Origin of the sequence: Psychrobacter sp. Ps6 (assembly GCF_022129235.1) — a bacterium.
Classification (GTDB): domain Bacteria; phylum Pseudomonadota; class Gammaproteobacteria; order Pseudomonadales; family Moraxellaceae; genus Psychrobacter.
On record NZ_JADQAI010000005.1, the window covers coordinates 199,284 to 211,500 of the forward strand.

A 12,217-nucleotide genomic window follows, 5' to 3' on the forward strand; every position below is an offset into this window, starting at 1 on the left:
GTACACTTAATTCGTGCACTTACTCAATTGATGGTAGCCTCGATTGAAATAGATGAGACTTTCACAATCAGGCTTGTGTTTGATATCCAATACTTCACAAATAAGAATATCGTGGGTTCCTACCGAGCTAATAAGCTTAATCTTGCAATCAAAAGAGATACTGGCATCTTCTAATACAGGCGATCCGGTTGACAGCGTGGACCAATTGCCTTGCTCAAATCTTTCTTCTAATGCCTTTTTGCCGCCAAACACACCGCTTAAATCTTGGTGTTCAAGACCAAGTGTGTTGACGCATAGCACCATATTTTCTTTAAAAAATTTGTATACAGACGCGCTTCGGTTTAGACACACTAATAGGGTTGGCGGTTCGTCAGTGACACTGCACACCGCTGAGGCGGTAAACCCTGCCCGCCCTGCTGGACCTTCAGTGGTAATAATGTTCACGGCAGCCGCCAGCTTGCTCATCGCATCTCTAAAAGACTGCTGCATGTCGGTTAAGTTTCCTGCCGTAGAGGTGAATGATTCTTTAGACTTATGTTTCATTAATGAGGATTGCGTTGCTTGGCTTTCTTTAATTACTGTATTCATCTGTCATTTCCTTTTAAACAATATTCCGCCACATGTGTAGTCAACTAAAGCGCCCTACTACAGTCCAATGCAATGCTAGAGGGTTCGATGTCAGGTAACTTTAAATTCACTAACTGCAGTTATTTTTAAGTAGGTTTTCATCCGATGTGCGCTATGGACGCGATTTCGACGAGGGCGTCTGGTTTTACCAATCCACATTGGATACAAAATCTTGCTGGCTTTTCATTGGGGAAGAACTCTGCATAGACTTGATTGACCGCATCATAATCTGCCCAGTCTTTTACAAAGATTGAATTAAACGTCACATCATCCATATCGCCGCCAGCGGTTTGAATAACGTTTTGAATCGTTGTTAATACATGGCGAGTTTGCGCGGCGGCATCACCCACATGTACGACATCGTTGTTTTCATCAAAGGGCAAGGTGCCCGAGACATAAACGATGTTGTCGGCCTTAGTCGCTGGGACATAGGGAGCTAACGGTTTGCTAGTACCTTCAGGGATAATCACTTGTTTAGACATATCTACATTCCTATTTAAGTTAAGTATGAAGCGCTTGGTTTAGGCTCCTAAAAAGCCAGATATCGAAAAGATTAAGTATCCAAAAAGCACTGCTGCATGCTGGCAACATCAGACACCCAACCAAAAAAGGTTTTTACGTTATATAGTGTGGCCTCATGAGCTTCTACTGGCCCTGCTTGATAACAAGCGTCATCTAATAACACCCCAAAATACTCAAGAAAAAACCCATCTCGAAGCGTCGATTCAACACAGACGTTGGTCGCGATACCAGTGAACAATAGATTACGTATGCCTCGTGACCGCAATACGCTATCGAAGTTGGTATTCGCGAAGCCGCTATAACGAGGCTTATCTATAACGATGTCGTGAGGCGCAGGGCTAAGCTCGTCGACCAACTCATAATCCCAGCCGCCTTTTGCCAATAGCGTTCCCTCAATTTCAGGATTCTTACGCATGGTTTTTAAGGCATTTGATTTGTGATAATTGGGCGACCCACTACCACCAGCCTCTACATATTTGTTGTCCCAACCATTTCTAAAATAGATAACTTGTATGCCAGATTGATGCGCAATATCCACGGCTTGCTTTATCTTATCGATGACGGGTTTGGTCGCTGTGACATCGAACCCAGCCAAATCTAGATAACCACCTTGGCTGGCATACGCGTTTTGCATGTCCACGACGATCAATGCCGTCTGGGATGGATCTAACTTGATAGGTTCAGGCAACGACTCTAAAACAGGAGAAGATTCCTTGGTAAAATCTGCACAAATAGTATTAACCGAATTCATATCTGCTCCTTTTATTAGGCTTCGCTCATGGCTTTGCTGGCCACTGGGGTATCAACATTGATACGGCTTTTCATCAAAGGTTGAATCTTGCTGCCAAAATCTTCTACGCCTTGCACGAAATCATCAAAGGTCAATAAGACGCCATCCGTACCTTGTACTTCAGCGATTTCGTCTAACATGCTGGCAACATTTTCAAAAGAACCGACCAGCGTACCCATATTGATATTGACTGGTGAAACGCTTGAGGCCATATGACGGATGTTAGTATCTTTGCCTGAGGTTTTGTCCTTACCACCTTGCGACTGCAACCAATCAATGGCTTCAAAGTCCGCACCATCATTGTATGATTGCCATTTTTCCTGCGCTTTTTCATCAGTCTCATCTGCAATGACCATAAAGAGGACATAAGTGGGAACATTGCGGCCCGTCTGATCTGTATGTACTTTTAAGCGGTCATTAATACCAGCGTAGGCAGTTGGCGTGTTTAGCCCTTTACCAAAGACAAAGTTATAGTCAGCGTATTTTGCAGAGAACGCCAAGCCTGTATCTGATTGACCCGCACAGATAATTTTCATATCCGCTTGTGGAATAGGCTTCACCTGACAATCATTCATCTGAAAGAACTCACCTTTCAAATCAGATTGACCTGTCGCCCACAGATCTCTTAGGATTTGGACATATTCAGATAAATACTCATAGCGCTTACCAAAATAATCGTCGCCTGGCCACATGCCCATCTGTCCGTATTCTGCTTCTTGCCAGCCAGTCACGACATTCAATCCAAAGCGTCCGTTCGAAATACTATCAAGCGTCGATGCCATTCTCGCTACGATTGCGGGCGGCATCACTAACGTTGCTGACGTGGCATAGATTTTTATTTTGGACGTGACTGCCGCGAGTCCTGCCATCAAAGTAAAGCTTTCGAGGTTATAATCCCAAAACTCAGTCTCACCGCCAAAACCGCGCAGCTTGATCATTGAGAGCGCAAAATCAAAACCGTAATGCTCAGCACGTTGTACAATTTGCTTATTGAGCTCAAATGTCGGCTTGTACTGCGGCGCGTTTTTTGAGATTAACCAACCATTGTTACCAATCGGACAAAAAATTCCTATTTCCATGAGGTCACCTATAGATTTTGAGAAGAGAAGAAGAAAGCTATAAAAGAAATGAAAATTCTTTTACGTTTTTATCGAAGCAAAACCCATGCCATATTTTTTTATTTATATTTATCAATAACTTATATAATTTTTACCCTAAATTTTTTAGACCATATGGTTTAAAAAAATGCATAACAATAGTGCGGACTGTTATAAAACAGTGCGGTTTGTTATAAAATAGTGCAGAAACACTTGAAAAAGGAATTTTGGTAGTAATCTGAACAGAATGAGTGAAATCAGTGGTAAAAAGGACGCTGGTAAGGATTATCGCTACGATTAGTAATCTATAGACTAATAAGGTTTTGGTGGCTGCTGAGCGAGCAATATTGGTCAACAAATGGCGCTTGTAATTGATTGCTTTGACCCTTTTTAAATTGAATCAACGATCATCTAAAATTAGGTTTACACGACTTTATAATGAAGGACATGACAGTGAAAGACAGCGTGCTAAGAGAAGAGGCAGAAACGAGTTCAAAAGTACTAAAGAAAAAAGCACATATCATCAAAGCTGCATTGATCGTCTTTTCACAAGAAGGACTAAATGGGGCACGAATGGAGAGGATTGCTGAAGAGGCTGATATTTCTAAATCGAATATATTTTATTACTTCGACAGTAAAGAGGTCCTGTATATTGCGGCTTTGGAAGCGGTGCTGAGTGAGTGGTTGTCTCCTTTGAGTAATATCGACATCAACCAAGATCCAAGAAATGCACTCAAAACTTACATCGAAGAAAAATACAAGATTTCAAAGAAATCACCTGCAGCGTCGAGACTGTATGCATTAGAGATCATGCAAGGAGCACCTCACTTAATGGGGGTGCTGAAGGGACCTTTAAGATATTTGGTGCGAGAAAAGGTGGCAGTGATTGACGGGTGGATTGCGGACAATAAGATTAAGTCCGTTTCTGCGATCCATTTAATTTTCCATATTTGGGCAGTCACTCAGCACTACTCTGACTTTTCTACGCAAACTGAAGCTATTTGTAATCATAGTTTAAGAAATAAGAAATTCGCTAATGATGCATTAAACACTAGCATTCAACTTCTTGTAGATAGTTTGATTATATAATTTGATATTGGTATCGATGTCTTGCATCTCTATACTGCCTTTGCTGACATAGTTATTGAGTCCTGTTTATAACGCAGAGTCAGTCTTGGTAATTGCTCCGCCTATGAATATGGTTTTGCCGCCAGCGGTAAGATCAAAGCCATCATAGCCTGTGAAGATACCTGACTTTTCGCCGACTGCTTGATAGTCTGCATTTAAGTCAGTTTTACCACCATTGACCGAAAAACTAGAGCGTGCGCCACCGCCTACTATGTCGATATCAGCATTAAAGCCCATGTTCTTCTGTTTGCTGTCGTAGGTAGCGGTGTCTTAGTTTGAGATAATAAAAAAGCTACGATACATAACGCATTGTAGCTTTTGATTACTATTCAGAACTTTAGATCCTCACTTTAAAAAATTTTGATTAATCTCTTCTCCTGTGATGACATCATCTGTTTCTTCATAGTCTTCAGGTTTATCATAATCATATTCAATTTCAAATTTCCCATTAGGATAGAGGGTAAACGTTAATCCCCATATTCTGTCACCCGTAAGATTATAGATGTATTCTTTTAGATACATTGCAGCATCGTGTTCTGATAGTAAAATACCATTTGACAATTCTCTATATTCTTCAACAACCTTTTCGCTAGAATAGATGGTTTTTTCAGAACGTGACATTTTGTTAAAAATCTTAGTATTTAACACTAGTTTGTCCCACATGTCGTCGCCAGCATGTTCTAAAAGTGCTTTCGCTAAGATATGGTATGCCTCATCTTCATTAGATATAATCATTTAAAGACTCCTTCACTGCTCAAAAATATAAGGTGATTTTGCCTTTCCATCTACTTTAATATTAACGATGAATTTGCTTGGTCTACTTGAACTAGAGTTAGCATAGTCTACATCCATCTTCATTGATACAGATTTACCTGCTTTTAATTGATCCCTTACTTCATTTTCCATTCCCTTCCAACTACCTCTATTCAAGGTTCTTGGCCATTCATGCCGATCCTTCAAATAAAAATGAAAATCATTTGCATTTTCGAGTGATTTTTATTTAGAATGCTTCATTTACTTTAGACGGCTCAGTATGATGCACATGAACAATTTGGGCGTGACACAAGGTCATCTTCGTCATATAGATAATGTCTCAAACACCATACAAAAACAGATTTTACATTCCATATTTTGGGTAAGCGCGACGATGCGTACTCACCCTGATGTTAGTCAACAAGTAGCCGTTATATGAAAGCAATGTCTCTCTCCATCCGTCTGCTTGGGACAGCATGCTTAGGCTTAGTGTTAAGTAGTTGTCACTCATCTGATGCCACCTCGCCCGCGCCTGCCCTAGAGATGCAAAACACCTTAACGCAGCCCCTGTCGGTACAATCGTCTTCTAAAGTGATGACACCAGATTGGGGCATTGCTGCAACTTTAACTGCCATGGGCTACCCGCCAGTGGCAATGGGTGATAAGCCTTTTTATAAAGAATGGGTTGGCAAACCTATTATCCCTGCTACCACATACGACGTGGGTACTCGCTATCAGCCCAATCCCGAAATGTTCTCTCAGCTCCATCTAGATGTGGTGATAGACACCGGATTTTATGAGCATTTGCGTCCTATGTATGGCGACTTGCCCATTCACTCTATTGAGCTGAGCAGTCTAAATAGAGTTGCCAAATGGGAAGACTTTATAGAGCCCACGTTAGAATTGGGTCGCTCTATTCATCAGCCTCAAGCGGCACAACACTATCTTGACCAGAGCAAACGTCAAATAGCACAAGCAGGTCATACATTTCATACGCGCTACCCTCATATCAAAAAACTGGCGGTAGTCCAATTTGCTGATACCAATAATTTACGTATGTTTTCATACAACAGCTTGTTTCAGCCAGCACTAAACGCCATGGGGTTAGAGCTGGTGGCATTTGCAGATGGCAATCAATAGGGCTTTGCGCCTATTATGCTAGGGGATTTGGCACAGCTCGATGATGATACTTGCTTGGTGGTCGTAGAACCTATCGGTGATCTACTTAAGCTGGAGCTAGAATCCAGCTTGGTATGGCAACGCCTGGGATACTCGTTTGACAATGACCCAAAATCTGCCGATAAAGGTCGCTGTCTAACCCTACTACCGGCCACTTGGAACAATAGTGGCGTGGCTTCTATGAATGTCTTGGCCGATCGATTAATGAATGCCACGCTTGTAGGCAATACCGACTTATGATGAAAAACAATGTTTTGTCTATTAACCGCCTTTATTTGATGGTTGTTTTTTTGATCGTGATGGCAGTAGTCAGTAGTTACGCTGTCATACACCAGTTATGGAATCTACCATTTATAGAGCTATTCACTCCATCATTTGACTTGTCGCTTTCGGATATGAGTATCCAGCTGCAAATCGTACCGACCATGGTCGTGGCATCAACTGCAGGCGGCCTTCTAGGCTTAGTTAGTGTCTTGCTGCAACAGTTAGTAAAAAACACGCTGGCGTCAGACACAACATTGGCAGTGGGCAGTGGCGCAAATATGTCACTGCTACTTGTGACATTATTTTTCCCTAGTTTCAATCTAGGAGGCAGTTTTTGGGTCGCCTTTATTGGGGCCATTAGCAGCATGGCAATTGTATTCATCCTTGCCGCACCAAGTCGCATGAATCCTCTGGTACTGGTGTTAGGAGGTTTGGTCACCAATATCTTATTGGGTGCTATCGCCGCCTTATTGATGATTTATTATGCCGAAGAATCTCTAAATGTCATGGTATGGGCGGCTGGCAGCCTTACGCAAAACAATTGGCAAGTGTCTATTGTATTAACCATTGCTAGTGTGGTCGCCTTTATCAGTTTAATGCCCTTATTAAAACCGCTAGAAATCATGAGCCTAGACGATAGGCAGGCAAAAAGTTTGGGCATACCTATCAATCTTATTCGAGGACTGGTAGTGGGATTGGTGGCGATATTAACGGCCCTTGTCGTGAGCCGTGTAGGACCTATTGGTTTTATTGGACTGGGTGCCGCTACCCTCGTCAACGTATTTTCTGTCAGACATATCGGTTACCGTTTGCTCTTGGGCTATGGATTTGGGGCGCTTCTGCTGTGGGTGACCAGCAATGTCACCACGGTACTACAGCATTACCTGAGCCTAAACATTCCTGCTGATGCGATGACTGCCTTACTTGGCGCGCCATTGGTTATATGGCTAATCGTAACCCAAAGCCGGCCGCATAAAGATGAGGTTAGCCCAACGCTTATTTCAGAACGCCGCGAACCGCATTTACTTCTCTGGAGTGTCGCCTTAGTTCTACTAATTGTCGGCATACTTGTTTTCACTGCCACAGCAAATGGCTGGCAATTGAATGCCGTATGGAGTTTGATTGTTGATTTTAGACTACCTCGCACCCTAAGCGCGGCAGCCACTGGCGTGATGCTAGCGACTGCGGGCGTACTGCTGCAAACCTTGACGCGCAACCCTATGGCCAGTCCTGAGGTACTGGGTATCAGCTCAGGTTCAGCAATCGGCGTGATATTGGCCTTTGTTTTCTTACCCAGTTTTGGCTACACAGGCATTGTGCTGTCAGGATTATTGGGCGCAGCGATTGTGCTCAGCTTGATATTATGGCTAGCTCGTAGAATAAATCCTGCCTATTTGCTGTTGGTTGGCGTGACGATTGCCGCCTTGATGGGTGGTTTGTTAAGTCTGGTCAAAATATCTGGAGATCAGCGCTTGCAAGCAGTTCTCAGTTGGTTATCGGGCTCCACTTATCTGGCCAGCCCTGAGACTGCATGGCTACTCGTGATATTCGCCCTGTTGCTTTTTTTATTGAGTTTTATGTTGATAAAACCACTAGAGATACTGAGCTTAGGCAGCGGGATAGCGCGTGAGCTTGGTGTCTCTTTAAGGCTGTTTCAAAGCTTGATATTAATCTTAGTGGCAGCGCTTAGTACCATATCAACATTGGCAGTCGGTCCGCTTAGTTTTATTGGTCTGATGATTCCACATCTTGCCACGACGCTCGGCGCGGTTCAGCTCAAGCGCCAATTACCACTGGCGGCTATTTTAGGTGCCGCATTAATGGTGCTGGCGGATTGGCTTGGGCGTTATATCATATTTCCTTACGAGATACCGGCTGGCACCATTGCCGCTATTATTGGTGGTACGTACTTCTTATACCTGATGCGCCGTATCAAAACGTGATTCACCCATTACTTATAATACTACTCTATAAAGAGGTGTCTTGTTTAATGTCATTCACACTTCTGTGAGTGTTGATGAGGCATTGGTTCATCATGGCTTTATCATACTATGCGTTGATACTGTTGCTTGCTCATTCCTTTTTCATCGAATAGGTCAGCTCGCACCCTATTCATTCATGCAATTTTATCAAATACTCAAGCTCACCGATCAGACACACAAGCAAATGTGTCAAAAATACCTCTATATTGTATTGCTAATAATTCTCATTATCATTAACATGTACGCAATTGATCGTGACATGTTAAGCCCGTTAAACAGCCTGTCACTGACAAAACCGTATATTGATTACGCATTCAATGCTACATCAAGAGAATGTTAAGCCAACTAACCCAATACTTTTATCGAGATACCATCTGATGTTTATCATTACAGAAGGCACCAAGCAACATAAACCCAGCTCCTTGAGTTGGTTCATCAAACAAACGATGCATCTGTCAGCCATTGCTTCATTGGCAGTCAGCTCATCTATCATTCATGCTGAAACCACCGACCAATCCACAACTGGTGATAGTATCACCATCAATAATGCTGACAAAAAAGCCGAACCTAGTACTACGCTAGAGACTATCGTGGTCACGGCAGATATAGACGCACAGACTACTGAAAATACCGACCGCTATACTATTCCTACCGCCAGTAGCGCCACTGGACTGGCACTCTCTGCAAAAGAAACCCCGCAGGCCACCAGTGTAGTGACCAATCAGCAACTCAAAGATCAAAACTCAACCAATCTAACAGAGGTGCTTAAACGCGCGCCTGGTATTCAAGTGGGCAGTATCGATGGCGCGCGCAGTGGGTTCTCAGCGAGAGGGTTTGGCATTACTGGCTTTCAAATCGATGGCTTAAATACAGATTTTGTTCAGCAAGCAGCGATGGGTGAATATTCAGCCAATACTGCTATGTTTGATCATGTTGAAATCGTACGTGGTGCGACAGGTTTGATGAGTGGCTCAGGCGACCCTTCTGCCAACGTCAATCTCATTCGCAAACGTGCCGACAGCACAGTGCCCGCCACCGAACTCTCTGCCAACGTTGATCGTTATGGCAATTATGGTGTGAGCGTCGATCGCAGTCAGTCATTGACCAAAGATGGCGCGGTACGTGGCCGAGTCGTGGCAAGTTATCAAGATGGCGACACCTTTATCGATCGCCAAGAGCTGGGGCAAAACCTAATCTATGCCACAGTGGATGCTGATGTGAGTGACAACACTACCGTCAGTGTGGGTGCAAGCCGTCAGCACAATAAATCAAAATCGACCATGTGGGGCGGTTTGCCAAGTTACTTAAGTGATGGCTCAAAAGCTGAGTGGGATACCAGTAAAAACGGTAGTGCTGACTGGTCAAACTGGGACTCTGACAATGTTTACTATTTCGCTGACATCGATCATGATTTTAATGAAGACTGGAACCTAACCACTAATGCCAGTTACAACGAGAGCGACAGTAGCCCAAAACTCCTTTATATGTATGCCAGCAGCTTTGACCCTGACACTGGACTGATTTATAACTTAAACCCATTTCACGCCGATACCGAGCGCAAACAAGTCAACGTCAAAACCAAGCTGACGGGTAATTTTGATGCCTTGGGCAGAACGCATCAGCTTATCGTGGGCGGATCTTACAATAAAAGCGAGCTTGATACTTTTACTTATACTGCCCCACCCGACGGACTGTTAACAGTGTCTGACTTTGATAACTGGGATGGCAGCTACGCTGAACCAGCATGGGGCGCCAAAACCCAAAGCTCTGATGTCACCGTTAAAGAAAAGGCCATCTTTGCCGCCACTCAGCTAAAGCTGTCTGATCCTCTATCAGTCATATTGGGGTCACGGGTGTCTGATTATGAGCGCTCAGGTATGCAGTATGGCAATAATGTAGACACTGAATCCAAACATATTTGGACGCCTTATGCGGGTATCACTTATGATATTGACAAAAACCACAGCCTCTACATCAGCTATAGTGACATTTTTCAACCACAAACCGAGCGCGATATTAATGGCAACTATCTCGATCCTATCGAAGGCAAAAATTACGAAATCGGTCTAAAAAGTGAGTCTGATAATGGCGCCCTACAAAGCCAAGTCAGCATCTTTAGAATCGAGCAAGACAACCTTGCCCAGCTCGATGGTGGCCAAATAATCCCAGGAACCACGCTTGAAAATGCGTACGTTGGTGCAAAAGGCGCTACCAGTCAGGGCGTTGAAGTAGAGGTCACCGGTGAGCTTAGTGACAAACTAAAGGCCACTATCGGCTACACGCATTTTAATGCTGAAGACAATAGCGGTAAAGCCATCAATACAGGCTATGCCGATACGACGCTGAATTTGTTTACCACCTATGATATGAACGATATCGTTCCTAATTTGACAGTTGGTGGCGGTATCGATTGGTCAAACGGCTACTATGGTGTGGTCACCAATCCTGTGACTGGTCAATCTGAAAAATATGGTCAAGACAATGTGACACTAGCGAGCATCATGGCCAAATATGCCATCAATGACAACCTAGAAGCACAGCTTAACGTCAACAATTTATTCAACCAAAAATATCTTGCTGGCGAAAACTTCTTTGGATTAACGTATGGCGAGCCTTTAAATGTAGTCGGTAGAGTGACTTATCGCTTTTAGTCTAAATATTAGGGCGTGTTGAGTTTGAAAGTTAACATCTAACAAATTGACATTCAGGGTCGGCTTATAATACCATTGATGATTACTTTCATTCATCTCAACGATGATCCTATAATAACTTTTTGGAGTAATCCCATGCAGTGGACTAAACCAGCTTTTCAAGACATCCGTATCGGTTTCGAAATCACTATGTATTTTGAAGCACGCTAAAAACTCATAGACCTGAATACATTAAAAGCCCTAGATGATTAGGGCTTTTACTTTTTTTGACATTTGGAAATATTGCGCTATGTATATTCACGTTTTAGGCTCAGCAGCGGGCGGCGGCTTTCCGCAGTGGAACTGTAACTGCGAAAACTGTCACGGCGTACGCCAAGGCACCATTGAAGCAAAGACCCGTACCCAGTCTTCGATCGCCATATCAGAAAATGGCGTTGACTGGATTTTGTTTAACGCTTCACCTGATATCCGCCAGCAGCTATTTGACTTTAAAGCCGCTCAGCCAGCCCGTCATCTAAGAGACACAGGCATCACCGATGTGGTATTGATGGACAGTCAGCTTGACCATACCACAGGCCTGTTGACACTACGTGAAGGTTGCCCCATATCTGTTTGGTGTACCGACATGGTGCATGACGACCTCAGCACAGGATTTCCACTGTTTACGATGTTAAAGCATTGGAATGGCGGCCTACAATATAATCAAATTGATCCAAAACAGCGCTTTCAAATTGACGGTTATAGCAATTTAGAGCTAACGCCTTTGGTCATTAGAAGCTCAGCGCCACCGTATTCGCCGCACCGCAATGATCCTCATGATGGCGACAACATCGCGCTGATTGTGAAAGATTTAAAAACACAAAAGCAGCTGTTCTATGCGCCAGGCTTGGGCAAAATTGACGATGAAGTCATGCAAATCATGAAAGCGTCTGATTGCGTGATGATTGACGGCACGCTATGGACAGACAATGAGATGCAAGAACGCGGCGTTGGCACTAAAACGGGCCAAGACATGGGGCATTTGCATATCAGTGGTGACGATGGCTCGCTGCATTATTTAGATCAGCTCGATAACGCGCGCAAGGTACTCATTCATATCAACAATACCAACCCGATATTAAACGAGCAATCTGAACAAGCAGCGACACTAAAACAGCACGGCGTCGAAGTGGCGTTCGATGGCATGCAGATAGAGCTTTAAGACAAACGGTAAGATAAAGACAG

The 12,217-nt window shown here is 43.6% G+C and carries 14 protein-coding genes; 7 read left to right on the plus strand and 7 right to left on the minus strand.

All coding sequences use genetic code 11. The features are described from left to right. Window positions 1-6 precede the first annotated feature (6 nt). From rutF to rutA, 4 genes are all read right to left on the minus strand, one after another. Window positions 7-543 (minus strand): NADH-dependent FMN reductase RutF, encoded by a 537-nt coding sequence (gene rutF / locus I3255_RS07935; protein ID WP_227675735.1) that lies wholly within the window; start codon window positions 541-543, stop codon window positions 7-9. 182 nt (window positions 544-725) lie between these two features. Beyond that, window positions 726-1,109, minus strand: coding sequence for a pyrimidine utilization protein C (gene rutC, locus I3255_RS07940; protein WP_057761062.1), 384 nt, complete (start codon window positions 1,107-1,109; stop codon window positions 726-728). Between the two features lie 71 nt (window positions 1,110-1,180). Continuing rightward, window positions 1,181-1,900 (minus strand): pyrimidine utilization protein B, encoded by a 720-nt coding sequence (gene rutB, locus I3255_RS07945; RefSeq protein WP_238038339.1) that lies wholly within the window; start codon window positions 1,898-1,900, stop codon window positions 1,181-1,183. A 14-nt stretch (window positions 1,901-1,914) separates the two neighbouring features. Beyond that, window positions 1,915-3,018: a pyrimidine utilization protein A gene (gene rutA, locus I3255_RS07950; protein WP_238038340.1), complete on the minus strand. Its 1,104-nt coding sequence runs from the start codon at window positions 3,016-3,018 to the stop codon at window positions 1,915-1,917. Window positions 3,019-3,489: 471 nt separating this feature from the next. Between rutA and I3255_RS07955 the strand changes: the two genes are divergently transcribed. Next, window positions 3,490-4,125 carry a TetR family transcriptional regulator C-terminal domain-containing protein gene (locus I3255_RS07955; RefSeq protein ID WP_238038341.1) on the plus strand — a complete coding sequence of 212 codons (636 nt, stop codon included), beginning with the start codon at window positions 3,490-3,492 and terminating at the stop codon, window positions 4,123-4,125. 66 nt (window positions 4,126-4,191) lie between these two features. Here I3255_RS07955 and I3255_RS07960 read toward each other — a convergent pair whose 3' ends face one another. From I3255_RS07960 to I3255_RS07970, 3 genes are all read right to left on the minus strand, one after another. After that, window positions 4,192-4,401, minus strand: a complete 210-nt coding sequence (locus tag I3255_RS07960; protein ID WP_238038342.1) for a hypothetical protein — start codon at window positions 4,399-4,401, stop codon at window positions 4,192-4,194. 108 nt (window positions 4,402-4,509) lie between these two features. Then, entirely contained in the window at window positions 4,510-4,899 is a 390-nt protein-coding gene (locus tag I3255_RS07965) for a hypothetical protein (RefSeq protein WP_238038343.1), read from the minus strand. Window positions 4,900-4,911: 12 nt separating this feature from the next. Beyond that, window positions 4,912-5,124 (minus strand): DNA/RNA non-specific endonuclease, encoded by a 213-nt coding sequence (locus tag I3255_RS07970; protein WP_346268622.1) that lies wholly within the window; start codon window positions 5,122-5,124, stop codon window positions 4,912-4,914. 228 nt (window positions 5,125-5,352) lie between these two features. Here I3255_RS07970 and I3255_RS07975 point away from each other — a divergent pair, with 228 nt between their 5' ends. The 6 genes from I3255_RS07975 to pqqB all read left to right on the plus strand — a co-directional run bounded on the left by I3255_RS07975 (window position 5,353) and on the right by pqqB (window position 12,194). Then, on the plus strand, window positions 5,353-6,057 hold the full coding sequence (locus tag I3255_RS07975; RefSeq protein WP_238038345.1) for an ABC transporter substrate-binding protein: 705 nt from the start codon (window positions 5,353-5,355) through the stop codon (window positions 6,055-6,057). Between the two features lie 15 nt (window positions 6,058-6,072). After that, window positions 6,073-6,336, plus strand: coding sequence for a hypothetical protein (locus I3255_RS07980; RefSeq protein ID WP_238038346.1), 264 nt, complete (start codon window positions 6,073-6,075; stop codon window positions 6,334-6,336). Continuing rightward, window positions 6,333-8,303: a Fe(3+)-hydroxamate ABC transporter permease FhuB gene (gene fhuB, locus I3255_RS07985; RefSeq protein ID WP_238038347.1), complete on the plus strand. Its 1,971-nt coding sequence runs from the start codon at window positions 6,333-6,335 to the stop codon at window positions 8,301-8,303. The genes I3255_RS07980 and fhuB overlap by 4 nt, the downstream gene beginning before the upstream one ends. Before the next feature lie 416 nt (window positions 8,304-8,719). Then, a complete protein-coding gene (locus I3255_RS07990; protein WP_238038348.1) occupies window positions 8,720-10,993 on the plus strand; it encodes a TonB-dependent siderophore receptor in 2,274 nt (757 codons plus the stop codon). A gap of 135 nt (window positions 10,994-11,128) precedes the next feature. Then, entirely contained in the window at window positions 11,129-11,203 is a 75-nt protein-coding gene (gene pqqA / locus I3255_RS07995; RefSeq protein WP_075107140.1) for a pyrroloquinoline quinone precursor peptide PqqA, read from the plus strand. Window positions 11,204-11,282: 79 nt separating this feature from the next. Further along, on the plus strand, window positions 11,283-12,194 hold the full coding sequence (gene pqqB, locus I3255_RS08000) for a pyrroloquinoline quinone biosynthesis protein PqqB (RefSeq protein WP_238038349.1): 912 nt from the start codon (window positions 11,283-11,285) through the stop codon (window positions 12,192-12,194). Window positions 12,195-12,217: the final 23 nt, after the last annotated feature.